General features: G+C 63.8%; 25 protein-coding genes and 1 pseudogene. 16 read left to right on the forward strand and 10 right to left on the reverse strand.

Annotation, left to right across the window (positions count from 1 at the left end; translation table 11 throughout):
• Positions 1–88 precede the first annotated feature (88 nt).
• From ACHMXB_RS22210 to ACHMXB_RS22220, 3 genes and pseudogenes are all read right to left on the reverse strand, one after another.
• Positions 89–653: pseudogene (locus ACHMXB_RS22210) on the reverse strand (recombinase family protein).
• Between the two features lie 3,248 nt (positions 654–3,901).
• Complete coding sequence (locus ACHMXB_RS22215; RefSeq protein WP_395405943.1) at positions 3,902–4,321, reverse strand: hypothetical protein; 420 nt, start codon at positions 4,319–4,321, stop codon at positions 3,902–3,904.
• Positions 4,322–4,609: 288 nt separating this feature from the next.
• Positions 4,610–5,281 (reverse strand): Abi family protein, encoded by a 672-nt coding sequence (locus ACHMXB_RS22220; protein ID WP_395405945.1) that lies wholly within the window; start codon positions 5,279–5,281, stop codon positions 4,610–4,612.
• A 350-nt stretch (positions 5,282–5,631) separates the two neighbouring features.
• Between ACHMXB_RS22220 and ACHMXB_RS22225 the strand changes: the two genes are divergently transcribed.
• Positions 5,632–6,582: a GIY-YIG nuclease family protein gene (locus ACHMXB_RS22225; RefSeq protein WP_395405947.1), complete on the forward strand. Its 951-nt coding sequence runs from the start codon at positions 5,632–5,634 to the stop codon at positions 6,580–6,582.
• Positions 6,583–7,270: 688 nt separating this feature from the next.
• Here the strand turns inward: ACHMXB_RS22225 and ACHMXB_RS22230 are convergent.
• The 3 genes from ACHMXB_RS22230 to ACHMXB_RS22240 form a co-directional block, all read right to left on the reverse strand.
• A complete protein-coding gene (locus tag ACHMXB_RS22230; RefSeq protein ID WP_395405949.1) occupies positions 7,271–7,813 on the reverse strand; it encodes a DinB family protein in 543 nt (180 codons plus the stop codon).
• Positions 7,814–7,930: 117 nt separating this feature from the next.
• Positions 7,931–8,290 (reverse strand): ArsR/SmtB family transcription factor, encoded by a 360-nt coding sequence (locus tag ACHMXB_RS22235; RefSeq protein WP_395405951.1) that lies wholly within the window; start codon positions 8,288–8,290, stop codon positions 7,931–7,933.
• Between the two features lie 4 nt (positions 8,291–8,294).
• Positions 8,295–9,428, reverse strand: coding sequence for an MFS transporter (locus ACHMXB_RS22240; RefSeq protein WP_395405953.1), 1,134 nt, complete (start codon positions 9,426–9,428; stop codon positions 8,295–8,297).
• 304 nt (positions 9,429–9,732) lie between these two features.
• On the opposite strand from ACHMXB_RS22240, the gene ACHMXB_RS22245 reads away from it, so the two are divergent.
• The 6 genes from ACHMXB_RS22245 (at position 9,733) to ACHMXB_RS22270 (ending at position 14,009) form a co-directional block, all read left to right on the forward strand.
• On the forward strand, positions 9,733–10,059 hold the full coding sequence (locus ACHMXB_RS22245) for an ArsR/SmtB family transcription factor (protein WP_395405955.1): 327 nt from the start codon (positions 9,733–9,735) through the stop codon (positions 10,057–10,059).
• The gene (locus ACHMXB_RS22250; protein WP_395405957.1) at positions 10,056–10,889 is read left to right on the forward strand and encodes a cation diffusion facilitator family transporter; all 834 of its coding nucleotides are present in this window, start codon (positions 10,056–10,058) and stop codon (positions 10,887–10,889) included. Before ACHMXB_RS22245 ends, ACHMXB_RS22250 begins: the two co-directional genes overlap by 4 nt.
• A 3-nt stretch (positions 10,890–10,892) precedes the next feature.
• Entirely contained in the window at positions 10,893–11,813 is a 921-nt protein-coding gene (locus ACHMXB_RS22255) for a cation diffusion facilitator family transporter (RefSeq protein ID WP_395405959.1), read from the forward strand.
• Positions 11,813–12,523 carry a DsbA family protein gene (locus ACHMXB_RS22260; RefSeq protein ID WP_395405646.1) on the forward strand — a complete coding sequence of 237 codons (711 nt, stop codon included), beginning with the start codon at positions 11,813–11,815 and terminating at the stop codon, positions 12,521–12,523. The genes ACHMXB_RS22255 and ACHMXB_RS22260 overlap by 1 nt, the downstream gene beginning before the upstream one ends.
• A 60-nt stretch (positions 12,524–12,583) precedes the next feature.
• Positions 12,584–13,222 (forward strand): copper resistance protein CopC, encoded by a 639-nt coding sequence (locus tag ACHMXB_RS22265; protein WP_395405648.1) that lies wholly within the window; start codon positions 12,584–12,586, stop codon positions 13,220–13,222.
• A 100-nt stretch (positions 13,223–13,322) separates the two neighbouring features.
• Complete coding sequence (locus ACHMXB_RS22270) at positions 13,323–14,009, forward strand: metal-dependent transcriptional regulator (protein ID WP_395405650.1); 687 nt, start codon at positions 13,323–13,325, stop codon at positions 14,007–14,009.
• A 23-nt stretch (positions 14,010–14,032) separates the two neighbouring features.
• Here the strand turns inward: ACHMXB_RS22270 and ACHMXB_RS22275 are convergent, their stop codons facing one another.
• Positions 14,033–15,283: an Nramp family divalent metal transporter gene (locus tag ACHMXB_RS22275; RefSeq protein ID WP_395405961.1), complete on the reverse strand. Its 1,251-nt coding sequence runs from the start codon at positions 15,281–15,283 to the stop codon at positions 14,033–14,035.
• 343 nt (positions 15,284–15,626) lie between these two features.
• Here ACHMXB_RS22275 and ACHMXB_RS22280 point away from each other — a divergent pair, with 343 nt between their 5' ends.
• Positions 15,627–15,902 carry a hypothetical protein gene (locus ACHMXB_RS22280; RefSeq protein ID WP_395405652.1) on the forward strand — a complete coding sequence of 92 codons (276 nt, stop codon included), beginning with the start codon at positions 15,627–15,629 and terminating at the stop codon, positions 15,900–15,902.
• 372 nt (positions 15,903–16,274) lie between these two features.
• Here ACHMXB_RS22280 and ACHMXB_RS22285 read toward each other — a convergent pair whose 3' ends face one another.
• Complete coding sequence (locus tag ACHMXB_RS22285; protein WP_395405653.1) at positions 16,275–16,541, reverse strand: hypothetical protein; 267 nt, start codon at positions 16,539–16,541, stop codon at positions 16,275–16,277.
• 581 nt (positions 16,542–17,122) lie between these two features.
• Between ACHMXB_RS22285 and ACHMXB_RS22290 the strand changes: the two genes are divergently transcribed.
• Positions 17,123–17,326: a cold-shock protein gene (locus tag ACHMXB_RS22290; protein ID WP_395405655.1), complete on the forward strand. Its 204-nt coding sequence runs from the start codon at positions 17,123–17,125 to the stop codon at positions 17,324–17,326.
• Between the two features lie 109 nt (positions 17,327–17,435).
• Here ACHMXB_RS22290 and ACHMXB_RS22295 read toward each other — a convergent pair whose 3' ends face one another.
• Entirely contained in the window at positions 17,436–17,618 is a 183-nt protein-coding gene (locus ACHMXB_RS22295; protein WP_395405657.1) for a hypothetical protein, read from the reverse strand.
• A 282-nt stretch (positions 17,619–17,900) separates the two neighbouring features.
• Between ACHMXB_RS22295 and ACHMXB_RS22300 the strand changes: the two genes are divergently transcribed.
• A complete protein-coding gene (locus tag ACHMXB_RS22300) occupies positions 17,901–18,296 on the forward strand; it encodes a hypothetical protein (protein WP_395405659.1) in 396 nt (131 codons plus the stop codon).
• Positions 18,297–18,468: 172 nt separating this feature from the next.
• A complete protein-coding gene (locus tag ACHMXB_RS22305) occupies positions 18,469–18,621 on the forward strand; it encodes a hypothetical protein (protein WP_395405661.1) in 153 nt (50 codons plus the stop codon).
• A 463-nt stretch (positions 18,622–19,084) separates the two neighbouring features.
• On the opposite strand, the gene ACHMXB_RS22310 is transcribed toward ACHMXB_RS22305, so the two are convergent.
• Positions 19,085–19,558 (reverse strand): hypothetical protein, encoded by a 474-nt coding sequence (locus ACHMXB_RS22310; protein WP_395405663.1) that lies wholly within the window; start codon positions 19,556–19,558, stop codon positions 19,085–19,087.
• Between the two features lie 211 nt (positions 19,559–19,769).
• Between ACHMXB_RS22310 and ACHMXB_RS22315 the strand changes: the two genes are divergently transcribed.
• From ACHMXB_RS22315 to ACHMXB_RS22335, 5 genes are all read left to right on the forward strand, one after another.
• Positions 19,770–20,432 carry a helicase associated domain-containing protein gene (locus ACHMXB_RS22315; protein ID WP_395405665.1) on the forward strand — a complete coding sequence of 221 codons (663 nt, stop codon included), beginning with the start codon at positions 19,770–19,772 and terminating at the stop codon, positions 20,430–20,432.
• Positions 20,433–20,804: 372 nt separating this feature from the next.
• Positions 20,805–21,950, forward strand: coding sequence for a tyrosine-type recombinase/integrase (locus ACHMXB_RS22320; protein WP_395405667.1), 1,146 nt, complete (start codon positions 20,805–20,807; stop codon positions 21,948–21,950).
• Positions 21,937–23,880 carry a tyrosine-type recombinase/integrase gene (locus tag ACHMXB_RS22325; protein ID WP_395405669.1) on the forward strand — a complete coding sequence of 648 codons (1,944 nt, stop codon included), beginning with the start codon at positions 21,937–21,939 and terminating at the stop codon, positions 23,878–23,880. Before ACHMXB_RS22320 ends, ACHMXB_RS22325 begins: the two co-directional genes overlap by 14 nt.
• The gene (locus ACHMXB_RS22330; protein ID WP_395405671.1) at positions 23,870–24,244 is read left to right on the forward strand and encodes a DUF6262 family protein; all 375 of its coding nucleotides are present in this window, start codon (positions 23,870–23,872) and stop codon (positions 24,242–24,244) included. Before ACHMXB_RS22325 ends, ACHMXB_RS22330 begins: the two co-directional genes overlap by 11 nt.
• A gap of 513 nt (positions 24,245–24,757) precedes the next feature.
• A complete protein-coding gene (locus ACHMXB_RS22335) occupies positions 24,758–25,129 on the forward strand; it encodes a hypothetical protein (RefSeq protein WP_395405673.1) in 372 nt (123 codons plus the stop codon).

Raw genomic sequence — 25,129 nt, forward strand, 5'->3', positions numbered from 1 at the left:
TGTTTCACAGCTGTTTTGATTTACAGGAGCCCATAAATCGCTGTGGTTGGTTGAATCGCAGCGGTATTTGGCATTGTTCTGTCGGCGCCTATGAGTCCGCGTGCGCCAGCGCCCGCGTTAGCGAGGAGACACTGACGCTAAGCCTTTGAGCCGTCTCCTTCAGAGTCTTTCCCTCGCTCCTTGGCTGCCGGGCGGTTTCCAGCTTCCTCGGCGTCATGGTCGAGGGCGGCCGCCAAGTCGACCGCGTGCTTTTGCTGCCGCGAGGCCGGCTTTGGTTCTTTCTGACAATCGTGATCGTTCGTATTCTGCGAGGAAGCGAACATGTCAAAGATGAGCTTGCCGTGAGCGCTGGTGGTATCAAGCCACGGTTCAGCCAGAGACCGGAACCCTATCCCCCGCTGGCCCAGCACCGTCACGATGTCTGCCAAGTCTGCTGTGCTGCGGCCCAGCCTTGTCAGATCAGCAACCATCAAGACGTTGCCTGGCTGCAGATAATCCAGACAGTCCTGCCACCGCTCCCTCGCCTGCGTGGCCCCCGACACATATTCTTGGAAAACTCGGACGGCCCCTGCCGCCACCAGTGCGTCGACCTGAGAATTGAGAGATTGCCCCCGGGTACTGACCCTCGCGTAGCCGATTACGTTCCCCGACACGTCAAAAACCCTCCGTTTGGCGTTGTGACGATTTTCTTTTCGGCAGCCGGTTTTGACTAAATATGAGCCTCCTAGGGGCAGGAATGGGAGGCCGGGCCGGGGGTGGTCAGAAACGACCGTTATTGACCCGTCCACTTTGCCCACCGAGTTTGAGCTAAGGAGAAGCTCTCCCCTTCCTTTCCGCGCGTAGGTCTTCGTTGGTGCATGGGGTGAAGCCGCCAAGAAGTGCATGATGAGCGTGCTGCAGCGCCCCGAGCCTCACCCGTCGGTCGGCTGCGGGCATCGACGCTTCCTGGGCAACTTGCCGCTCCGCACCTCTGCCCAGCCGCTCGCCCGACGGAGTCTGTTCGGCCTCCAGTGCCGCGATCGGGGTGGTGAGCTTCGACCAGACTGACGTGTCTCATAACTAACGATGAGCACTCGATTCTTGCCAGAAGATTGCAAGACATAGTTACGAGAAATTCCCTCGCTAGCTCATACCCAGGATTCCGCCGAAAATCTGTGGCAATGCAGGCGAGGGCAGTATTCACTCAATGAGACGTCTCCTTTCCCAAGGGTTTTGAGACAGTTTGGAGCGTAGCGGTTAGGGCACCTTCACCGTGCTTTTCATCGTGCGGGGTAAACGTGCGTAGGAAGGCTGGCAACAGTGCCGAGGGAAGAATCGATGCCGGTTGCGCGTTCGACGACCGGCTTCCGGGCGGACATCGGCGTCGGTCGGTAGACCATTTGGGGTCGCTCGTCCCATCATCCGAAGCTCTCCGGGGCCCTGGCGTCGGGCTTGTGAGGTTTGGTACCGCAATCCTGCCGCAGGAGACGGGAACTGGATCGTCTCGGTGATAGAGACCGATGTCGAGCGCGACAAATCCGTCGTGCGGGCCGCCACTCTGAGTCACCTGTATTGGAGCATCTGGGGCGGACTCGAACGCAGCCGGGAGGCATGGCCTCCCGGCTGCGTTCGACGGAGGAGGGTTATTTCCCACTCCCCATTAATTCCAGTTCACGATGGCGGGACAGCTGCAAAATGTCTGGTGTCGGGCCGTGCCGCTTCGAGCTGGATCAGTCATCCCCGTCTAAGACGGAACGGGCATTTCCTGGTTTTGCTCTGAAAGGGGGTCGAGTTGTTCGATGCCCTCCGGTTTGATGAGGAGGACGCGTGCGGTGGAGATGTCATAGGACCTGTTCTCCAACATGGGGTGAATCTCCGTTGGCCGCCAACAATAGACTGGGTAGGTCCGGGCGACAAACCTACGAACTCACTATCCTTCGAAGAAGCTGACGCTCGCGAGGCACTGCATTAGCATACTTCAGCGCTTTACCAACCTTCCCCCTCCGCAAGACTGAGACTCCCCTCGGACTTCGTGCGGGTTATCCTGACCGACTAGCAGACCGGGCGGCGGGTGCCTTTCAGTTCGCCGCCCTCGTCCGGCCCGTCAGTGCGGCAGGGGGAACCTTGCGCGGGGGCGGGCCGTTCACTATCTCGGGATGGTCAACGCCGCTTCCATGCTCAGGACCACGAATCACCGGAATTGAGCCGAAACCGTAAGCTAACGTCATGACCGCGTGGAGCTTTCTTGTCCAGGACCGATCTTGGCGAACAATAGTGATCCCCTGGGGCACAGACTTCAACTCACGCTTGCGAAGTGCCGTCGCGGACGCGCCCCCTGAAATAGCTAATCCGGCAATCCCTTCGGAACTTGATAGATACCGGATCACGAACGATGGTTCGCTTAGCCTCCTGGACTCGCGTCAGGTCGAGTCGAACGGTCTGTTGCCCTTCCACATCTGCGCCACGGCGTTCCAAAGTTGGGCTCCCGCCGAGGAGGAACTCCTCGACTACCAGCGGCAGTGGATAACGCATCCCGAGGACACCTTGGAATTTCGGCTAGTCGATAATTACCTTTACGCTCTCATCTGCGTTTACCAATTCAATCTGGCGAACCTCTCTCTGGTTGACGAGTCGAGCGACTTCTTATTGCTCCAAGGTGCCCAGTCGAGCGTTCAGAGGGTCCGTGGCCTACTCCAGCAGGCGATCCCATTCGAGGCGTCCCTAAGGGATGACCTCAACGGCTTTCCTTGCCCGACCGAGCAGGTTCGCAACGCCGTCGAGCGTGCCACCGCCACCCACGCCGCAAAGATACCAATATCGCCCTTATCGCCCTTTGCTCGGCTGCATCAACCTGCATATCCTCTGCATCGACCTGCATCTCCTCTGGATGATTAAGTCCTATTCGGTTCAGTGGTCGTAGGCCGTCAGGGAGCGTTTTTGGAGGTTCGCTGGTTTCCGGTTGTGTCCATGACGGTTCGGCGCACGATCAGGCGGTCGACCAAACTCCAGAACACGTAGGCGGGGCCGCTACAGTTGTCCAACGAAAACCAGTGCAGCAACCCCGACATGCTCTAGAACAGCCCGGTGACGTGGACACGTCCTGAAGCGAGTGCCGGTCCCAGAAGGGGGTGGGTTTCGAGTTTCCGCATTTGCGCCGCGACGTTGACCATGCTCTGATGCCCGCGCGACAGCAGGAGAGCTGCACGTAAGCCCATCCCCTTGCGGCTGCACCAAGCGCCAAATAGCGCCGCGAAAAAGCCGCCATTTATCGCCGAAAGTCACATTTTTCCGGAGGCTTGCCGGAGCAGGTCAGAAACGGTCGTTTTAGAGAGAAACCCGCCGCAGTCTGAGGAACCCCGGCTGCAGACCGAGACTCCCCACGCACTATTTAACAAGCTGGTCGTATTTGACTCGCCTGTCGGAGCGCAACAGCCTGTCGGCGTGGGCACCGCTATCGTGGCAAGCATGGGGTATCAAGAGAAGATGGTGGTGGATCACAAGCATCCTGCTCCGGCGCCGTGAACAGCGTGAATAGACAGTCCCGCAAGCGCGAGTCCGCACGAGCTACTTTGTTTTTGCCGTGGTCCTCTTATGCGTCACGCTTGCCTTCGTCCTCTTCGGAAGGCTCGATGCTCCTTGGCAGGCGTCCGCAGCCCTGGCTGCTGGGGTTGCGTTGGGGATTTGGCTCTTCCGCTTCGGGTCGCGTCACGCATGGGTGTCGCTGCTATGCCTATTCGCGGCACTCGGAGTTTGCGTTGTCCTTTTTTATGAATGCGAATACGGTCGGTTCCGCGGGTATCGCATGGTTCGGAGCCTTCGTCGCCGGAACCAACCTGGGCGCGGCATGGAGGTTAGTCGCGAAGAAGTCGAAGGCAAGGGCTGTAAGGATCCCAAGGTCCTCGAATGCCCGCCCTCGCTGGGATCAGGCTGATCTAGATCCGGTCGGCTTCTGGCCGGCATGCTTCCAGATTTCTTCCTGGAGTGCATGGGCGAAAAACTCCGGAATAGGCGACTGCGTGTTTGCCGACTGTAGCCAGTAGTTTCCAGTCAGTCGCCCGTAGTCGTTGAAGTCAATTTCGGCTGTCCATGTCGAGAGACCGCTGTTAGATCGCACCTCGAGCAGGACAGTGACTCCAGTGGTTGTGATTCGAGAAATACGCGGTGTGTGCTCTGCTATCCGCGTCGAAATCGCGACGAAATCCTGCTGGGTTAGACGATCATCGAACGTCATCGGGGTGCTTTTCCGGCGTATGGTCTCCTGAGCGGATCGATAGGTCTGGACGATGCCACCGCCGATGAGGGCAGCGACTCCGCCTACCAATAGCTTGTCCAAAAAGCCCACGATGTCTCCGATCTACGTTCCCCTTGACGATATACCCACTAGGAACTTCGCACCCGACGCCCGGTAGTCGATCCTCTTGCAGGCTGCAACAAGCGCCAAATAGCGCCGTGAAAAAGCCGCCATTTACCGTCGAACGTCACACCCTTTGGGGGGTCGGAGTACCGACCCCCAGCAGCCGGCCCACTGGCCCTTGCACACAGCCGAGGGCCGTTAGCTAACCTTTCAGCTGAGATGTTCGACAAGCTGGATAAGTCAGTCGATTCTGGCTAGTTGGCAGCCGACGGCCACTCACGGTTTAGCTGCAAGCAGGCTGGCAACTTGGCTATGTGCCCGAACGTGCCTTTGGACATCTCGATCCAAGACGCTCAGCAGCCAAAATAGCTCGCGATGGGCCTTGTTTACGGTAGTGAGGTTGGGCTCGTGATGAGCGAGCCGGTTTCTTACGTCGTTGAGGGTACGAAGACGGCTGTAAACGTCTTGACGAGCGATACCTTGAGCAAAGGCATTTCGCAGCGCATTCGTCCATATTGTGGGTTCAAATCGAGAATGTAGAAGCTCCACCCACACACCGAACGTAAGATCTGCGACGATACGGCCTGCATCTGTGGGGGACAGTTGTTGGCTCGTATGGCCACATTTGAACTTGACGCGGGCATCATGAAGTCGACCTCGAAGCCATTCGTTGGCGTCATAGCTGGTGCCGGCCTTGTTTGTGGTCATCGCGACTGGAAACAAAGTCAAAGCAGTCGGCGCTGCGAGCCAAGTCAATGAAGGCTGGACCAGAGTGCTCAGTTCCCTGTGCAGTGCATTTCTGAGCGCTACTTCCACATGCGCAAAGTCGTGGAGAAGCGCGGCATTGACAGCCGTATTCCATTGATACAAATCAAAAGCTCGCTGGGTGTTGTTGCCAGCCGCGCGAAGGTAAGTCTTGAACCGATCGATCGTCAGCCAATCCTGCACCCAAGGTGCGTAAGTAGACGCATTGGGATGCAATCTGGTCGCCTTTCCGATACGATCAAGGGGCAAGTTCAGGATAGCCTCTGGCGGACACGCTCCGGCATGTTACCTGTAACGCATAACTTGGTCGCCTCGGTATTCCGTCTTTGAGCGGACCCGGGGCGTTCCCATTTTTAAGGCTTCACGTAGCGCCAACTGAAGCAAAGCTTGGTATCGAGCAGCGGTTACCCCGCAGCGAAGCGAAGCACAAGATCGATCCGACGATGCACAAAGTCGCTTCCGTCTCGTGGCTCCGATCTACGCTAGCGAGCCGCTGAGTGACCGGCACAATCGCAGTGGCATAAGGTGTTCCGGTGTCTGATCTGGAATCCCTTGCCCTCTCCGTCCCTTCGAGCACGGTGGTCTCTGAAGAGCCGGCTTTCCGCGCTTCCCTCACTCTGGGTCATGTGCTTAGTGGCATTGGTGCGGACTACGACCCGGCGATTCGGCTCGAGGACGTCCACGTCATCCGCCACACTTTTAAGCCAAGTGATCCCGATGCACTGCGCGGGCCGGAGGATCTGACCCAGGAGCGAGTCCTCGCCTACACCAGAGAGCAAGACGTTCCGCCCCGTTTTCCCGCGCATCCTCCCCGATACTGGGTGATCCTCATTGCCGATGGCGGGCGCCGCTCCCGTCTTTGGGGTACCTACGAGAACTATGGCGAGGTGGAAACAGCATCCTCCAAGAATTACAGATGCTTCGACCTGCGCCCCACAGAATTCCTTGCGCCCCTTAACGACCGGCTCGTGATCGAGTGGGATAATCCCCGGAGCTGGCACCGAAACGCCGGCTCAGCCACAGGCGCCCGCATGCCTGTGCTGGAGATCGCCGACCGGGACAAAGTTCCCTTTCCAGGATTTGACGGGGTGCTGCTCCCCTATCACCAACTGCAGGACATGGTGGATGATCCCCGATACGGGGACTGGCGTATCGCCCTGTCAGAGGTCCAGGGAATCTACCTCATTACAGACTCCACTAACGGCAAACAGTACGTTGGCAAAGCTGACGGTGCCGAGCGAATCCTCGGCCGGTGGACAAGTTATGCTCGTGACGGCCACGGCGGGAATGTCGCCCTTCGCGAGCTTGCTAACCAAAGCGCAGCGGGGGAAGCTACAAAAATGAAGTCGGACCATGCCCGGCACTTCGTTTTCAGCCTCCTGCGCGTATTCGGACCCAGCACCCCCTCCTCTGAGGTGAACGCAGCCGAGGCCCACTACAAGGCGGCGCTCATGACACGCCAGTACGGCCTCAATCGGAACTAATCATTCTTGATCACCCGAAAATTAGCTTCAAAGGACGGTCAAAAAGGCACGTTACTGCCCTCACCATGCAGCAGTGCCCGAGCAGGATTCGACACGAAGCGGCAGCGCCGGCGGCCCGCGTGGATATAGGCAGATTCAGAAACGGTCGTTTTTGACTTTGGATTCAGCGTCGGCGGATCACACTTAAGATGTTCGAATGAGCAAGCACCCAGGCAACCCCTTCTGGAATTATGAACAAGACGTACCCGTGACGCCCGTGCTTGTTCTGCGCAGGTGCGTAGCTGTGCGGGCAGGAAAACAGGTAGCGCCCACGCGTGCCGTGCGCCCCGATCCGGTGTTAAATCAGAGTGGGCGGAAGTAGTGTTGAAGCCCATCCGGTAACTCAGGTCGTCGGCATCGATGTGGTTTCCGGACGGTTTGTCCGGAGTGAGACGGGGCCGGCGACGTGAGTGCCCTCTGAGACCGGGGCATCTCCCCCAGCCGTCGCCGGCCCTCCACCCGCATCAGGACCCGGGGACCCTTCTCCGCCCTGTCCACCCAACAACTGCGCGCCGTGGGCCGAAGGCGCGCCTCGACGGCCTCCCGGTCGAATCCGGCTCGGCGGCCTAGGGCACGAAACCGGCAGGGATGTACACCGAACTCACCGTCACCTGACCCCGGGTTCCTGACCCGGTCGTGTCGGCTGGTTTCAGGACGCCTCCGGTCCTTCCGCGGGGCGGAGGCTCAGTTGCCGGGCGTGGAAGTCGAAATGCTGCGTCGGGTAGGCATACACATCGTTGAGCCTCATCAGGGGCTTGAAAAACGGATCCCACTTGTCCGGGAACGGCATCGTGCGGGACAGGCTTTCTGGGGTTTCGCGTTCCAGCCGGCGGGCCAGGGCGCTGAGGGTTCTGTCCAGCTTCCGGCGCATCCGGTCCCTGTTGTAGACCAGCGAGGCGGCGCGCGAGCCCCAGTAATTCACGGCATCAAACGGGGCCGTTCCGGCGTTCAGGGCCCTGGCGAACGCCCGGCCGACCGGTGCCGGGAGGCCGCTGACGACGCGGACGAGCGGAAGCAGTGACCGGACCACCATGTAGCCGAAAACCATGTGGAAGAGCAGTTCTTCATTCGTCCAGCGGGTGCCGTTGCTCCGGCGGCGCAGATCGGCGATTGATGCGTCAGCCAGCCATCCCCGGAGTTCTGCTGCGGCGCGGTCATACCCGGCAACGATCTGTTCTTTCGTCGGCTCCATGCCGTGCCCCTTTGCACTCTCAGATCACCACAGGGCCGCAGCGCTGCGGCCCACGGCTGCCTTCATTATGTGCCCGCCCGGCCGGCTGGGGTGTGGTCGCCGGAAGGCCGGTGCTGTTCAGTCGTGGGAGGGTTCGCCGGTGACTTTGTGGTCGGCGTGGTTCAGGCCTTCCATGACGAGGCGGGTCAGGTGCCCGTCGGTGAGGCTGTAGATGACGTGCCGGCTGTGTTTCTGGGTGGTGACCAGGCCGCTGAAGCGCAGTTTGGCCAGGTGCTGGCTGACCGAGGTCCGTGATGCTCCGGTCTGTTCCACCAGGGTGCCGACGTCTGAGGGCTCCTGCGCCAGGAGCCAGAGCAGGTGCAGCCGGGTCGGGTCTGCGAGCATCCGGAAGGTGGCCGTCGCTGCTTCCAGCCGGCGCGCGTCCGGCGGTGCGGGGTGGTGGAGGCTAACGGCGGCGAGGTGTTCGACGTTGTCCACGGCCTCACCCTTTCATGGTTTCCGGCACGGGACCGGACCTGGCTGCTGCGGGCCAGAACCGGAACGCGGCAACCGTACTGATTGTAGCGACGATGGCCAGCACGGCGGCCGCCACCGGCTGGCCGGCCGCGGCCCCGACCCAGCCGGCGACCGGGTAGGTGATCATGAAGCAGGCATGGGAGAGGGAGAACTGAGCGGTGAAGATGTAGGGCCGGGTGCTGTCGGTCGCCGCCCGGCGCAGCAGCCGCGCCGACGGCGTGTTGATCATCGAGGTCCCCGCGCCCAGAACCACCCACAGCCCCAGCAGTACCGGCCAGGTCCCCGGCACGGCCAGCAGGGCGAACGCCCCGGCCAGGCCGGCGGACAGCAACACGGCACCGGCCCGCATCAGGACCCTGTCCGGCACGCGGTCCAGGACCCGGGGCGCGGTCAGGGCCACGAGCATCGACCCGGCGCCGAAGCAGGCCAGCGCGACGGCGACGTCGGCATTGGACCCGCCGAACATGTCCCTGGCGTAAACGACCGTGTTCACCAGCACCAGGGCGGTCGCGGCGGCCAAGGCAAGATTCAGGGCCATCAGGGCCCGCAGCTCGGGGTTCTTCGCGAAGATCCGCGAGCCCAGCGTGGTCCGGTGCCACAGCGATCCTTCCTGCCGCACCCGCGGCGCCGCAGGAAGACCGGTTGTGACCACGAGAGCGGCGGAGAGCAGGAAACCGGCCACGGTCCCGAGGAAGAGTTCGTGGAAGGACACCACTGCCAGCAGCGCCGCGGCCATGGCCGGGCTGACCAGTGACTCCAGGTCATAGGCCAGACGCGAGAGCGACAGGGCCCGGGTGTACCGGCGTTCCTCCGGGAGGATCACCGGGATCAGGGACTGGAACGCCGGGGTAAAGGTAGCCGAGGCGCTCTGCAGCACGAACACCAGGACGTAGATCTGCCACGCCTGATCAACCATCGGCAGCATCAGCGCGATCCAGGCACGGATCAGGTCGGCACCGACCAGGACCGCTTTCTTCGGCAGCCGCTCCACCAGCGCCGCCATCAACGGGGCCACAAACACGTACGCGAGCATCTTGATCGTAAGCGCCGTCCCCAGAACGGCGCCGGCCTGGCCGCCGGCCAGATCAAACGCCAGCAAACCCAACGCCACCGTCAACAGCCCGGTACCCAGCAGCGCGACGATCTGGGCCGAAAAAGCTTGCGATAGGCCGGAACGGCCAGAACGGCAATCAAAGAAACTCCTTGAATCCAGCACCCATACATCAATAGGTGCTTACATGTGCACCTATCAGGTTAGCGCATGGCACCACCCGAAGGGCAGCGCGTGGATGAGGGGCCGGCTCCGAACCGGGCCGGAAGTCGTTCCAGCCATCCAGCGCCGTCGGGAAAGGTGTCCCTATACAGGTTTGCCTGAATACATCGTGCGCTGTACTTTGGGGGTTATGGAAACTCTTACCAAGGCGCCGGTGCTGGCCCGGTTCGGGTACGCGGTCTCGGACCCTACCCGCGCCCGTGTCCTGCTCGCGCTTTCCGATGCCCCGTCCTACCCGTCCGATCTGGCGGACGCGTTGGGTGTGTCCCGGCAGAGCATGTCCAACCACTTGACGTGCCTTCGTGGCTGCGGGCTGGTGGTCGCTGTCCCGGATGGGCGGCGGACCCGGTATGAACTCGCCGATGCCCGGTTGGGTCACGCCATCAAGGATCTGCTCGGGGTTGTCCTGGCCGTGGATCCGTCCTGCTGCGCCCCTGACGGGGAGTGCTTCGTATGACGGCCGTGCTGCAGACCCCGAGCCAGGACCGGCGGGCCGTCCTGTCGCGGCGGATCCGCTGGTTCGCCGCTGCGACCATTTCGTACAACGTCATCGAGGCCGTGGCCGCGTTATGGGCCGGCGGTGTGGCCGACTCATCGGCGCTGATCGGTTTCGGGCTGGACTCCGTCATCGAGGTAACCTCCGCCCTGGCGCTGTCGTGGCAGTTCTCCGCCAAGGACCCCGAGCGGCGTGAACACCTGACCTTGCGGATCATCGCGATCTCGTTCTTCGCCCTGGCGGCCTTCGTGTCCGTGGACGCGATCCGGTCCCTCACCGGCGCCGGGGAAGCGCAGCACTCCACGGCAGGGATCGTGATCGCGGCCCTGAGCCTTGCCATCATGCCGGTCCTGTCCTGGGCCCAGCGCCGGGCAGGGCGGGAACTCGGTTCGAAGACCGCGGTGGCGGACTCCAAGCAGACCCTCCTGTGCACCTATCTTTCCGCGGTCCTGCTGGTCGGGCTGGTCCTGAACAGCACGCTGGGCTGGTGGTGGGCCGACGCCGGCGCCGCCCTGGTCATCGCCGGGATCGCCGTCCGCGAAGGCATCAACGCCTGGCGCGGGGACGTCTGCTGCACCGTCCCCGGCGCCGCCGGGCACCACACCGAAACGGACGACTGCTGCGCACCCGCGCCGGTTCCGGAAGGAAACGCAGCCGAGGGCCAGGGCCTCCCGATTTCGGGCCGGAAGGCCGATAGCGATGCAGTGAAGGAAGACCCGGGATGCTGCGCCGGGTGTGAATCCGATGCCCAGCCGCAGCCCCTGACGCTTAGCCTCCGCCCGAAGGACTGATCCGTGGGCAGCGGACACGACCACACCCACGGCGGCGACGCGGCCGGTAACCGAGGCAGACTTGTCGTCGTTTTCGCCATCACCTTTGCGGTGATGGTCGCCGAGATCGTCGGCGCTGTGCTCACTGGCAGCCTGGCGCTGCTGGCGGACGCCGGGCACATGTTCACCGACTCGGCCGGTCTGCTGATTGCGCTGATCGCCGCGTCGCTGGCGCTGAAACCGGCCACTCTCAAGCGCACCTGGGGATACAAGCGGGCCGAAATCGTCGCCGCGGCGGGCCAGGCGGCCCTGTTGCTGGGAGTGGGCGGGTTCGTCATCGTCGAAGGCATCCGGCGGCTCTTCGAACCCCCTGCGGTTGTAGGATCCACCATGCTGTGGTTCGGCATCATCGGCCTGGCCGGCAACGCCATCGGCCTGCTCGTGCTCGCCTCGGGCCGGCACCACAACTTCAACATGAAGGCCGCGTTCCTCGAGGTCCTCAACGATGCCTTGGGCTCGGTCGCGGTCATCGCGGCAGCGGTCATCATCGCCTTCACCGGCTGGACCCGGGCTGACGCCGTCGTGTCCCTGCTGATCGGCGCGCTGATCATTCCCCGCACCCTGAAACTCCTGCGTGACACCACTGACGTGCTGATGGAAAACGTGCCCCGCGGCCTTGACCTGGCCAAGGTCCGCGAGCACATCCTGGCCCTGCCGCACGTCATCGACGTCCACGACCTGCACGCCTCACTGGTGGCCTCGGGCACGCCGGTCCTCTCCGCCCACGTCACCGTCAAGGACAAGTGCATGCGGGACGGCCACTCCGCGACCATCCTGGCGGACCTGCAGCGCTGCGTCGCCGAACACTTCGACGTCAGCATTGAGCACTCCACCTTCCAGATCGAACCCGCCGCCCACCGCGACCAGGAAAGCCTGCCCCACTGATGACACCAGCACCACCCAAGACCCCAAAAACCGCAGCCGCCCCGAAACCCCGCGACACCGCCAAGAGGGTCCGCACTGTGCTGTGGAGCCTGATCGCGTTCACCGTCGCCGCATCGGTGATCGGGTATGCCGTGTTCACGGCCACCAAACCCGCCCCCACCGCCGCGGCGCCGGCCTCGGACGCCCAGCTCGTCCGGGCTGACAGCCACCGCGTCACCACCCCGGCCACCGAGAAAGCCCAGCTCGTGGAGTTCCTGGACTTCGAATGCGAGTCCTGCCGGGCCGCCGTGCCACTGGTCGAGGAACTGAAGAAGGAATACGGGGACCGGATCACCTTCGTCAACCGCTACTTCCCGCTGCCCGGACACCGGAACTCCGGCACCGCCGCCCTCGCCGTCGAGGCCGCCGCGCAGCAGGGCAAATACCAGCAGATGTACACCAAGATGTTTGACACCCAGACCGAATGGGGCGAAAAGCAGGACTCCCAGGCCGCCCTGTTCCGCACCTACGCGCAGGAACTTGGACTGGACATGGCCAAATACGACGCCACTGTCGCGGCGGAGGCAACCAAGGACCGGATCCGTAAAGACATCGCCGACGGCAAAGCCCTCGGCGTCACCGGAACTCCCACGTTCTTCCTCAACGGCGAAAAGCTCACCCTTAACAGCGAGGAGCAGTTCCGCCAGCTCCTCGACGACGCCGCCAAATAACCGCCGGAATGCGTGCGCGGACCATCGGTCCGCGCACGCCAAGACCCCCGCCGGAGTCCCGTGCACAACACCGTCCAAACCGTACCTCGCAGTGCCCGGCGCATCGCCCTGGCACTTGCCCTCGCGGCCGCCGCCATGATCCTGTCCCTCGCCGCGGCCCCCGCGCAGGCCCACGACTCCCTGGCCTCCACCTCACCGGTCAGGGACAGCACCGTCACCACCGCCCCGGACACGGTCTCCCTGACCCTGTCCGAGCCGCCGACCGCCGCCGCCAGCCTGAACTTCAGCGTCATCCAGGTCACCGACAGCACCGGTACCACCCTCAGTGACGGCAAAGTCAGCATCACCGACGCGACCATCTCCACCACCGTCGCCAAAGGCGCCAACGGCCCGTACAAGGTCCTCTGGCGCGCTGTGTCCTCCGACGGACACCCGATCGAAGGCAGTTACTCCTTCACCGTCCAGGACCCAGCCGCCTCGGCAACGACCCCAGCCCCGGCGCCGGCGACCGCCGCCGCGGCGGTCGCCGAAACGGCAGTGCCATCCAGTCCGGCGACCGGGCAGAGCGTTCCACCGGTCCCCGGACCGGACAACAGCAACGCCCCGGCAGTGCTGGGCATCGCCGCGGTTATCATCACCGCCGGCGCTGGCCTGTTCGCCCTCAGCCGCAAGCGGAAGGCTTCCAGGAACGCCTCCTGACCGTCTCACCGTGCGGTTCGTTCCGGCACAGGAGTAGGCTTCAGTGGGCCTTCACCATTGAAGGGAAGTCAGCCGGTCCCCGGTTGCTACGATCAGAGCCATGCCGGTGTCCGATCTGACTCCCTCCGCCCAGGACTACCTGAAGTTCATCTGGTCAGCCGCTGAGTGGACAGCACAGGACGTGACCATCGGCCGGATCGCGGAGGGGCTGGGCCTGGGCGCGTCCACCGTTTCTGAAGGTGTGCGGAAACTCGCCGACCGGGGGTTCGTCACGCATGAACGGCACGGGAGGATCGACCTGACCCCCGCGGGTAGCGAGGTTGCCGTGATGCTGGTCCGCCGGCACAGGTTGCTGGAAACTTTCCTGGTCCAGGTCCTCGGTTACCGCTGGGACGAAGTTCACCATGAAGCCGAAGTGCTCGAGCACGCGGTGTCCGAGACGTTCCTGGCCCGGATCGATGAGCTGCTGGGCCACCCGGTGAGCGATCCGCACGGGGATCCGATCCCGTCCCCGGATGGACGATACCGACGGCGGCTTGACGCGCAGCAGCTCACCTTTGCAGGCGCGGGCAACAAGGTCACCATCTATCGGGTGTCGGACGCGGACGCCCCGCTCCTGCGCTACCTTTCCGATCTTGGGCTCATCCCGGGCACGGAGCTCCTGATAGGAGAACGGCGGGCCTTTTCGCCCGAAACCACCGTGCGCGTTGCCGGGCGGGATCAGGACATCGCCCTCGGGGCACAGGCGTCCGATGCCGTGTGGGTGGTTCCTTCCGGGCACCCGTGACGAGCACCGAAAGGGTGACGCTGTCAGGACTGGCCGGTGATGGTCAGGGTGATCAGCACACAGTTCAGGCCGACGATCAGGGTGGCGCTGGTCCAGCCGGCGATCTTGAGGGCCCTGGAGTCGGTGTGGATGCCCATGACTTCGCGTTTGCCGGTGAGCCGGATCAGCGGGATAAGGGCGAACGGGATGCCGAAGCTGAGCAGTACCTGGCTTAGGACCAGGGCGAGTGTGGGTTCGATGCCGGCGCCGAGGATGAGCAGGGCAGGGATCAGCGTGATCACGCGGCGGGTGAGCAGCGGAATGCGGATCTTCAGCAGGCCGCCCATGATGGTCGCGCCGGCGTAGCAGCCGACTGAGGTGGACGCCAGGCCCGACGCGAGCAGCCCGATCGCGAACACCACACCGATGGCCGGGCCCAGGGCGGAGGTGACGGCGGCGTGCGCGCCGGCTATGGTGTCTGTCCCCTCGATGCCGCGCAGGCTGGACGCGGCCAGCAAAAGCATCGAAATGTTCACCACACCGGCGAGCAGCAGCGCGCCGACAACGTCGAACCGGGTGGCCCGGATCAGTCGGGTGCGCACGGCCGGGTCTTCGGAGAAGCCGTGCCGGTCCCGGGCCAGGGCGGAGTGCAGGTAGATCGCGTGCGGCATTACCGTGGCGCCGAGCATGCTCGCGGCCAGCAGGACCGTATCCGTTCCTTCGAAGCGGGGCAGCAGTCCGCCAAGGGCGCTGCCGCCATCGGGCGGGTTGACGAACAAGCCAGACATGAAACCGACAGCAATGACGCCGAGCAGGACCAGGATGGCGTACTCGAAAGACCGCTGGCCGCGGGCAGTCTGCAGGGCCAGGAGCAACATGGACGCCAGGCCGATGATGATCCCGCCGGCGAGCAGCGGGAGTCCGAAGAGCAGGTTCAGGGCAACGGCCCCACCGATTACCTCGGCCATGTCGGTGGCACCAGCCACGATTTCGGCCTGGGCCCAGTACAGCCGCCGGCGCCGGGTGCCTAGCCGCTTTCCCAGGATCTCCGGCAAGCTCAGACCGGTGGCCAGGCCAAGCTTTGCCGACTGGTACTGCACCAGCACGGCCATCGCGTTCGCCACGACCAGAACCCAGACCAGCAAGTACCCGTAGCTGGCCCCGGCGGTCAGGTTTGCTGCAACGTTCCCGGGGTCCACATAAGCGATAGCGGCGACGAACGCCGGGCCAAGCAGCAGCAGCCGGGACCAGACCCGGCCTGCAGCCGGGCGTGCCTGAAGGGTGGGGGTGGCCATCATCGCTCCTCGCCATCGTGGTGTTGCAACGAGGATACCGCAAATTTAGGGATACCGAAAACTAGTTTTTAGGCTTCCCGGGACTAACGGCCGAATCGCCATCTACCGGCGTTCGTCATGTCCAAAGGCGTCTCGGAACCCTAGGGTTTCGAGACGGCCCGTGCTCCAGCTCAGGAACCTTCACCGGGCGGTGAAGGTTCCTGAGCTGGGCATGCGGGACATCCCGATGGCAGCCCTTCGCCCCGATCGTGAATTCAAGGAGTGCGCCCTTCCATCGACAGTGGTCAGACTCCTGAGGAGTTAGGACTCACCGGGTTGGCAAAAGGCTGTCAGTCCGCGGCGCATGATGATCCCTGAAACAGTGAGCGCGATCAGCTTCTGGTTGCCGACAAGCGGCAGTAACACGGTCGCCATGTCGACCAGGATGCCAGTCAAATCATCGCTCAGAACGCCCTTTGCAAAGGGCTGGGCACAAACCACCGCCCTGAACTCCATTGCATACGCGTTCGAACCATGCCCTGCCGAAGCGCTGGATTTCAACTGTATCGTCCGGCCTCATACCGAGATTGTCGCCTACAAGTTCCCGCCCCAGCCTGACGAAGAGTTCATCCTCCCCTGATTCAAGAAACCACACGACATCAGGATCGTCTCTCATCGACAATGCGCCTCCTAAGCCCCTTGCGCGCCCGAACTGGGTGAAATCACTCGCGTGGGTGAAACCGTGACGCCGGTCAGTCCTATGGAGCGCTTGCTGGAGTGACCCCAACCATACCGTCAACACTCCTCAAAATCATTGGATGAAATTCGGGGGGCAGGACGCCACTTCAGGAGCCGAAAACCGTGCTGGCAGGCGCGCCGCCGCGGCCTATCCAAAACTGGGGGCATCTGCTTCCAGACACCGCCTATGTCGGGTCCGGCGGAAAAGCCCACGAGGGCAGGCGCCGATGCGGGGCTACTGCCGGGCCGCCAGAGCGGCCATGGTCCGGAACTCCTAGTTCCGTGGTGCCGGTGCAGGACCAAAAAAGCGGGGCCCCGGCCCTGCTGGGGTGGTGTGGCGGGCTTTGTCCAGGATGAAGTCGCGGTCCTCCTGCGACAGCAGGGTTCCACCGTGCAGATCGCGGTCTGCTGGTTTGCCGATCTCCTTGCAGATGATGGCGGCTATCGTGCGGGGCAGGATCGCGGATCCGGGGTTGTCACTGAGCCATTGCTGCATGGAGGGGCTGAGCCTGTCCCAGTTCCCCCTGATGTCCATCTCCATTGATGTCGCCTTCCTGGGCTGGGCGTGCCACAGCGCCCAATGCAGGCGGGTGGATCACACCCAGCCTACGTCCAGCAACGGGTTCGGGAAAGAGCACCTGAACCACGCCGGGATTTCCCGAAGCCGTCTTGCACCCAATGTCCGCCGGTCTCGGCGGCACAAGGTTTCCGCCGGGCCCAGCTGGCGGGGGGAGCATGGCCAGGCCCGGCGGACTGGCCCGAAGGGCGCCTCGTTGGCCAGCTACCCAGATGCTGTCACTGGCACCTTGGGGAAACCCGACGAACCCTATAAAACCGTGCTTTGTCCGGGACTGCTGCCTCCGGAAGACCAAGACGGCCATCCTGGAAACCCACCGTTACTGGCCTTGTGCCGGGCGTAAAATTGAAACCGGCCGGCGGCGGACCACTGCGCTGGTGTCCCCCATGCCAGCCGGCACCCAGCTCCGTCGTCGGTCCCGGTGCTGCCGCGGCCTTGTGCCGGTGGAAGAGTGGGCTCTACGTTGGAGACCAGCGGATAAGGATGTCCGCCCCGCTGGTATGCCGTTGCCTGCGGTGAGACGAAGAATTCATTTGGGGGCACGCATGGCAACAGGCACGGTCAAGTGGTTTAACGCGGAAAAGGGCTTCGGTTTTATTGCCCCTGACGACGGGACCGGAGAGATCTTCGCCCATTACTCCGCGATCGCCGGCCGCGGTTACCGGTCACTGGAAGACGACCAAAAAGTACAGTTCGACGTGGCCCACGGGCCCAAGGGCCCCCAAGCCGAAAACATCCGTCCGCTCTAACGCAGGCTGGCGGGATGGCGAGACTCCGGGCCGGCGACGTGCGGTGCGGACTCAATAAGGCGTCCGCTGCTCCCGGTTGGGAAAAGTGCAGGTCCTCGGGCCTGAGTCGCTAATACCTGACCTCGACGTCGAAGTCATGCCCGGGGCGGTCCGTCAGTATTGCCGCGGCGTCCCTGACAGCGTCCGGGATATCTTCGATGCTTCGGGCATGGGCCCGAAGTTCCGGCAACTCGAGGACGTGAAGGTCGAGCCAGCCGTCGGCCGCCTTCTTGATCTGTGCAGTGAGTCTCATGTTCCCCCTCGTTGTCAGGTTACTGCTTGATGAGCCACAAGGCACGGCGCCGTGCATATGCACGGGCAGGAACGGTGGATTTGATCAGCCACGGTGGCAAGTAATCAGTCTTCAGGGTCTGGTGGCGGCAACTGCTTCGTGGGGGGGCTTGGTCTCGTGTGTTCCTCAGGTATCCCTAGGAGAGCACGAAAGGATCGGACATCTGGCCAGTACGGTGACTCCTCGACCAGTCCGCCGGTCCCTGTAATGCACCGTGGTCACCGGCATCGTCCCGGTACTCGCATGAGCACGCTCGCGATCCCGGCCGTGGACCCGCGCCCGGACGCAACGCCACTGAGCCCCAAAGAACGAGAACGATCCACCGGTCCACACCCCCGGACACCGACCCCGCCATCCCCAACGGCCGATCAAGTCCCCGAAGACGCCGCCCCGTCCGCGCCAGCGGCGCGGCGCACGCTCCTGCAGTTCCAGCTCGGACGGCTCATCGACGAGATCCTCACCCAAACGGACCTCGAACCCCTAGTCCGCGCGTCACTGCTGCAACACCTGGGCGCGTACCCGGAAGACCCCGGACTGGCCCTGCTCGCCCACCTCCACAACGTCCAGGACCCGGAAAACCTGCCGCCATTCCAGGCCCAGACCTGCCGGAAACCAACGACGCAGTCCTCTAGTTCGTAGTCCGACTTCCGGCGCGCACTGCTGCCACCCCTCGCGGGCTGCCTGTCTCAGGCATCACCAGCGGTTGCTGCTCCCAGACACCAGCCGGGCCTTCCCCCCTTGTACCCGGGGTTCCTCGCTGTCGGCCCCGTGGGACCATAATGATATTCGGCCCTACAAGGGGTAGTCATAGATGAAAGCAGCCGCAAACCACCCCTCGGCGCTGGGGTTCTGGATCACAATGGCCGTTGTTGTCGTGCTGGTAGTCGCCGTGGTGTGGTTCCGTCTCCCGGCCGTGGCCCACTTCCTAGGTCCGGGCTGGGACAGGCGCCTTGGCAACAGGTAGCAAACAGCCGCCCCTCATTCTGGCCGCTTGAGGCAAACTTCAGGGGACGGTTGAAGCCGACAGGTTCTTCCAAGGTTTCTCCAAGGCAGCCAGCTGATCATTGGTAGTGCCGGTTACAAACCTGCCTGCGACGGCCGGCAATGGCACCGGGAAAGGTGACGTCTCCCGGACCCGGTGCCTTAAAGCGAATCGCACCCTAAGCAAACTTCCGCGCTCCGTCGTTGAAAGCGCCAGGTCGATGACCGGTGCCATGGATGATGTCCATACCCAGGGACACGAGCACGCTGCGCGTGGGAAAGGCCCTGGCGCTGGCACATTAGGGGTGCTGAGGAAGTAAGGTGCCGCCAGAGGACCAACCACGGGGCCAGCGGGCCTGGGGATGTCGCCCTGGCAGACCGCGGCCGGTCGCTGGAAAGTTAACGTCGTGGCGGGAGTGGGGGAGCCGGAGCCTCTCCCTAAACGCCTAAATGACGGATTCCGGGGGCGGAGTTGTGGAGGCTTCCCCTACTAGTGGGGCTGCAGGCGCTGCGCCAATTTCCGGTTCGGGACCCGATCGCATCACCCGCCACAGGGCTACTCCACCGGCCGCGGCTGCCAAAGTGGCCGGGATGAACCACCAGAGCATCCTGGTTGGCGTCTTCGGGGGGATCGCTTGTGCCGTAGTCCCATCCAGTGGAAGAAGCCTCGCTATCCGATCGTGGAGCCGAGGGGTGGCCGTTTCGATCCTCCCGGCGAGTTCGTCGGCGATGGTCCGCAGGCTGGCCTGCAGGCGGGGTGACGCCGTTTCGAGCCCTGCGTCGATCCCTGTCAGGGCACGACGGAGCGCAGCTTCAACGCCGGGCGTGGCCCATTCCCTGCCCTTGGCAACGCGCGTGAGGAGGGCTTCCTGGAGATGGCGGGCCTGAGCCGGCCGGTCGATCTGATCAGACGTACGCACAAGAGCCTCCTGTGTCGGTAGGTGGGCAAAAGCTTAGAGCCTGAGCACTTGCCTGAACACCCTTAATTCCCACACCCCGTACAAACGAGGCAAAGACCGCCCCCATGCACCCCAGCCCTTGCGGAGAGACATTTTGGAATGCCGCAGCAGGGACGGAGAACGCGGCCATCTGGCGACAGGTCGTGAGAGGTGCGGGTGGCAGGATGGTGCCGTGGTGACCAGGCGGCGTACTGCGGCTCCGAACGCGGAGTGGGTGCTGATGTACCGGGGCGGGCTGACCCGCGCCCGGATCGCTGCGCTCACCCGGGCCCCGGCCGGGACGGTCGGCTACCACCTCTCTGTGGCGCTGGCCGCTGACCCCGGGCTCCAGGCCGAGCACGAGAAAGCCGCCGGCACGCCGGTGCCACCAGTGAACGGGCAGGGGCTGGCGCGTATGTGCCAGCTCGTGGCCATGGTCCAGTCAACCGGGGGGTATCCCTCCCGCGCCTCTGACGACGCGGATGAGCGGAGGTTGGCGTCCTGGCTGGAGCGGCGCCGCCGCGAGGCCGCGGCCGGGACACTCGCACCCGCCTACCGCGAGGGGCTCGCCGTGCTCGCCGACTGGCAACGGGCACCGCGGGCCGTGGCCGATGAGGCCAGGTGGCAGGACCGGCTCGCCACCCTGGCGAGATACCGGGCGGACGGGCACGACTGGCCCCGGCACAAGGCTCCGGCTGGTGAAGAACACGACCTCGGCGTATGGCTGCACGCCCAGCGCCAAAAGGCCCGCCGCGGCGAACTCGAGCCGGACAAGGCACGGACGCTGGATGAGGTGCTGCCGGGCTGGCGCACCGGCAGGCAACGGGGGCCCAAACCCGTAACCGGCACCGTGTAACCTCCCCGCGGACATCAGGCAGACCACCAAGACGGGGGTGAACGGGTTGTGCCCACTGGGGGCAGGTGGAGCCCTCCGCACAGCTCAAAGCTGTCCCCATTGGCGTGCAACCCGTTCTTTGTCGTACCCCTCCCCCACAATGAACAGCGGCGGCTCAGAAGGCCGCTTTTTACTGGCGTGTCTATTCGAATATACGTTTCCCTCAGCCCCTGGCTGGGTGTCTTCGACGTAGCTCACGGGCCGCCTGCGACAGCGATGTGCTGTTAAAGAGTCGGTTATCTTCAGTGTTGTCTACGCGTTCACGACGTGGTCAATTTCCCCTGTTAGACCGGGTACCGGCACTGTTCGTTTGAACTCTTCCGGAGGAGCCGCATGCCCTGGTCTGTTCAACGGGTAACCCTGCAAAACGGGGACGAATCCTGGACCGTCCTCGATGCAGCATACGACGTCGTAGAACCCGTTGACCGTTTCCTGGCCCACCTGGGAGCAGTGGACAGGTCACCCGGGACCATCAGGTCCTATGCTTTCGACCTGCGGGATTTCTTCACTTTCCTCGAGCAGTCCCGCGTTCGCTGGCAGGAGGTCCAACTGGAGGAGGTTGGACGATTCGCGAACTGGCTCCAGCTCACTCCCGGGGAGCGGACCGGACAGATCCGGCGCCTGATGCATCCGACGGAGCAATGTTCGGCGGGAACGATCAACCGCAAGCTGTCCGCCGTTGGTTCCTTTTATCAGTTTCACCACCTTCATGGGACGGACGTCCGTTTCCTGCCGCCGGGCAGGCGCGGCCGGGGCGGATCCTGGAAACCGATGCTCGCCCATCTTCACCGCTCCAACCGGCAGACAGCGTCACTGCGGCGGCGGAACCCGGCCCGGCTACCCCGCACCCTCAGCCCCGGCCAGGTCGCAGCGGTGCTGGATGCCTGCGACCACCTGCGGGACCGGTTGCTCTTCGCGCTTCTGGCAGGCACCGGCATGAGGATCGGCGAAGTACTCGGGCTCAGGCACGAGGACATTGACTCTGCCCAATGCATCGTCAGGGTGCGATCCCGGCGGAATGCCAACAAGGCCCGAGCCAAAACCGGCGACCGCGATGTTCCCGTGCAGCCCGGCCTGGTTCGTCTGTTCGCCGATTATCTGTTCGAGGAGTACGGCGCGCTGGACTGCGACTACGTCTTTGTGAATCTGTGGTCGCCGCCGGTGGGCCGCCCGATGACGTACCAGGCGGTCTTGGACCTGGTCACCCGGCTGAGGGGCCGCGTAGGGTTTCACTTCACTCCCCACCAGTTCCGCCACACTTACGCCACGGACCTGCTCCGCCGGAAAGTCCCCTCCGAAGTCGTCCAGAATCTGCTGGGCCACTCATCCGTCGCGACCACGATCGACACGTACTCCCACCTCGACATCCGGCACGTCCGGGCGGCGCTGGCATCGGCCGGCTGGCTTCCGGACCGGCAGGAGGCCGACGGGCACGCCAACGGCAGGAACAACAAGGAGATGACAAATGGACCCGCATAGTGCCGAGAGCGGACACCCTGGCCCGGACGGTCTCTTGGCACGGATGCGGTTGGCCCTTGCGCCGCGGTTTGATGCGGCGGTGATCGTGCTTGATGACGCTGACCTTGCCGGAAATCTGTTCCCGCTCTGCAGCATCGACGGATGCGTCCGGTTCCTTGCCACCAAGCAGCTGTGCCAGACGCACCTCTACCGGTGGAAGAGACTCGGGGAACCGGAGCTCAATGCATTCAGGGACCTGCCGGGGCAGCGCACCAGGCCTGAACGGCTGAACTTGGAAGGCCTGCCCGAAGGACTGCGCATTGAACTGGCGCTGGCGATCCAGCTTCTCGCTTCCCGGAAGCGGGAACGGCAGCGGTTTCGGGCACAGGATCTGCGCAGCCTGATCAGCGAGCTGAGGCAACGGCAAACAGGATCGCTCCTGACAGACTCGGGCATGGAAAGCACTGAACTGTGGGATGCCCCGGCGCAGCTGCGCCGGGTGCACACAACCCTGTACTCGGAGCTGGAAGTCTTCCTGGCACCACCGGATGCGGCCTCGGAATTCGAGCGTGACCTTTGGCGGCTTGAAGTCATGGGGTTCCGTGGCAGGACAGGCCAGGGCGGCACCCTGCGGTTCAAACCAGTACCGCAGCCCTGGCTGCGGCTGCTGGCGAAACGGTTCATGCGCTGGCGGATCTCCACCGGCACCAGCTACTCTCAGCTGAACCGGGACATGACGGCCCTGCACCGGCTGGCGGACGCCTTCACCGAACATGCAGGTGAAAACGGTGCCGTGCACGAGTTCACACGGGAAACCGTCGAAGTGTATCTGAACCTGCTGCTCCGGCTTGGCCTCAGCCCCGCCAGCCGCAGCTACTCCCTGAGCTCTACCGCACTGTTCCTGCGCGCCGCGCGGGAACACAACTGGGAACCGGGCCTGTCAGCGTCCGCCGGGATCCACCTCGGGGATCACCCGCGCCGCCCGACCGCCCTGCCCCGGGCGCTGCCGGAATTCATCATGGCCCAGATCGAAGATCCTGACATGCTCGGCCGCCTCGAACAGCCCCACCGGCTCATGATGCAGATCCTCATCCGCACCGGGCTCCGCCTGGCCGACACCTACCGCCTGGAACTCGACTGTCTCCTCGTCGATGACCAGAACGCCCCCTACCTGCGCTACTTCAACCACAAAATGTCCCGCGAGGCGACCCTGCCGATCGACGACGAACTCGCCGACGCGATCCGGCAGCAACAACGGATTGTCCGCGACGCGATGCCCAGCGCCCGCTATCTCGCGCCATCGCCTCAGTCCCGGACCGGTGACAGGCCGTTCAACTCCGGCACCGCTGCCGGCATAATCCAGACCTGGCAGACAACCATCGGGCTCCGGGACGAACAGGGTCTGCCGTTCCGTTTCACCGCCCATCAGCTCCGCCACACTTACGCTACGAGGCTCATCAACGCCGACGTCCCGCAGGAAGTGGTGCGCCGGCTGCTGGACCACGAATCGCACGAAATGACCGCCCGTTACGCCCGGCTCAAGGACGAGAGCGTCCGCCGGCACTGGGAACAAGCGCAGAAGATCAACATCCATGGTGAAGTCATCAACCCCGGACAGGACGAGACGATCAACGATGCAGCCTGGATGAAAGAAAACCTGGGCCGGGCCACCATGGCCCTGTCCAACGGGTACTGCGGGTTGCCGCTCCAGCAGGCCTGTCCGCACGCCAACGCCTGCCTCACCTGCCCGGTCTTCGTCACCACCCCGGATTTTCTCTCCGAGCACCTCAATCATCTCCGCTCCACCAAGAAGCTGATCGCCCAGGCCGAATCGGCGGGGCGAACACGCGTGGTCGAAATGAACCGCCACGTCGCGGCCAACCTCGAAAACATCATCGCCACCATCCAAACCACGGCGCCCGGCGAGGGGAACCGCTGCGATGCGGACTGACAACACCCACCATCTTCTTACGGCCGCGCGCAGGCGATCTGAGACCGCGCGTCAGCGTGCGGAGCAGGCGCTGCGGAAACTGGACCAAACCACACAAGCCGCAACCGTCAGTGAACTTGCCAGGACCGCCGGGGTGTCACGTTCCTGGCTGTATACTCAGCCGGACCTGCTCGAGCAGCTCCGGGTCCGGAACCTGCCGCCCAAAACAACGCCCACGGGTAAGTCGCTACGAGTATCCGAGGCGTCGCTGAAAGCGCGGCTCCAACTCGCTCACCAGCGCATCCAACGGCTTAGCGAAGAAAACCGACAGCTGAGGGATCGGCTGGCGCGGGCCCATGGGGAGCTTCGCCAGACCCGCCTATGAGGTCAGGCCGTGGTCGCTTTACGTTGCCTGTCCATGCCCGGCTCGCGTTTCCCGTGCTGCTTAGAGGGTCGGTGCCGGATCCTCGCCGTTGGCAACGGCTTCGACCCAGTCCACGGCTGCGTCGGTCAGGTGAGGTCCGTTCGCTGACCCACCCGCCCACCACTCGGGCATTGTGGCCCGTTCGTGACCGCCATGATGTCGGCGATGACCGGCGAAGTCAGGGGCTCCCCGTTATGCCCCACGAGCCAATGCCGGGTTTCTGCGCTGACAAGGGGCCACCACTCACTCATCTTCACGGAATCAGTGTCGCGCCTGGCAACTGGCCGGGTAAAGACGGCCGGAAGCAAGGATACACAGGCCCTCCCTGCTGCGGTCCCGTAAAAAATGCGTCAATAAACCGGGCGCGAGCGGCCGGAAAACCGTTCCCGGACCTTCGATATAGGTACGGGCAGGGCGCAGCGGAGCGGCCCCGCCGGAGCGATTTCCGATAGATGCGTGGAGGTGCGCTGGCAGATGCGCTGGGATGACAGGGATACAGAAGGCGGGATCAGGTTCTCGGCGGCGGCAGGTTCCGTGGAAGGGTACGACGGCCGCGGAGTGGACGGTATGGCGTTCACTCCGCGGGCCGGCTACCTGTTCCGGGACCAGGCCGGAGACACGTGGTGGGTCATTTTCCAGCCTTATTCCGATCGCGGCTTCCACGAGGATCAGGTGCTGGGTGACATTCTGGCGTGCTCCGCTGCCTACGATGAGATGGTGCATGTGAGGGTGCTGGCGCACGGTGTCCGCCGTGCCGATGCAGAGGCAGCCTTCCGGCAGGGATCACCGTTCAGGTATGAAGAGGCAGTCGAGGTGGCCCGCCGGGTTCCGCACGCGGTCCGGTGA

The organism is Arthrobacter sp. UC242_113 (assembly GCF_044054585.1).
Taxonomy (GTDB): Bacteria; Actinomycetota; Actinomycetes; order Actinomycetales; family Micrococcaceae; genus Arthrobacter.

Bases quoted from the DNA above. Each gene is read 5' to 3' on its own strand.
- ACHMXB_RS22250 (WP_395405957.1), top strand. From the start codon at position 10,056: ATGACGGCCGTGCTGCAGACCCCGAGCCAGGACCGGCGGGCCGTCCTG.
- ACHMXB_RS22320 (WP_395405667.1), top strand. From the start codon at position 20,805: ATGCCCTGGTCTGTTCAACGGGTAACCCTGCAAAACGGGGACGAATCC.
- ACHMXB_RS22245 (WP_395405955.1), top strand. From the start codon at position 9,733: ATGGAAACTCTTACCAAGGCGCCGGTGCTGGCCCGGTTCGGGTACGCG.
- ACHMXB_RS22330 (WP_395405671.1), top strand. From the start codon at position 23,870: ATGCGGACTGACAACACCCACCATCTTCTTACGGCCGCGCGCAGGCGA.
- ACHMXB_RS22325 (WP_395405669.1), top strand. From the start codon at position 21,937: ATGGACCCGCATAGTGCCGAGAGCGGACACCCTGGCCCGGACGGTCTC.
- ACHMXB_RS22335 (WP_395405673.1), top strand. From the start codon at position 24,758: ATGCGCTGGGATGACAGGGATACAGAAGGCGGGATCAGGTTCTCGGCG.
- ACHMXB_RS22295 (WP_395405657.1), bottom strand. From the start codon at position 17,618: ATGAGACTCACTGCACAGATCAAGAAGGCGGCCGACGGCTGGCTCGAC.
- ACHMXB_RS22275 (WP_395405961.1), bottom strand. From the start codon at position 15,283: ATGGCCACCCCCACCCTTCAGGCACGCCCGGCTGCAGGCCGGGTCTGG.
- ACHMXB_RS22230 (WP_395405949.1), bottom strand. From the start codon at position 7,813: ATGGAGCCGACGAAAGAACAGATCGTTGCCGGGTATGACCGCGCCGCA.
- ACHMXB_RS22260 (WP_395405646.1), top strand. From the start codon at position 11,813: ATGACACCAGCACCACCCAAGACCCCAAAAACCGCAGCCGCCCCGAAA.
- ACHMXB_RS22300 (WP_395405659.1), top strand. From the start codon at position 17,901: ATGAGCACGCTCGCGATCCCGGCCGTGGACCCGCGCCCGGACGCAACG.
- ACHMXB_RS22270 (WP_395405650.1), top strand. From the start codon at position 13,323: ATGCCGGTGTCCGATCTGACTCCCTCCGCCCAGGACTACCTGAAGTTC.
- ACHMXB_RS22290 (WP_395405655.1), top strand. From the start codon at position 17,123: ATGGCAACAGGCACGGTCAAGTGGTTTAACGCGGAAAAGGGCTTCGGT.
- ACHMXB_RS22305 (WP_395405661.1), top strand. From the start codon at position 18,469: ATGAAAGCAGCCGCAAACCACCCCTCGGCGCTGGGGTTCTGGATCACA.
- ACHMXB_RS22280 (WP_395405652.1), top strand. From the start codon at position 15,627: ATGATGATCCCTGAAACAGTGAGCGCGATCAGCTTCTGGTTGCCGACA.
- ACHMXB_RS22285 (WP_395405653.1), bottom strand. From the start codon at position 16,541: ATGGAGATGGACATCAGGGGGAACTGGGACAGGCTCAGCCCCTCCATG.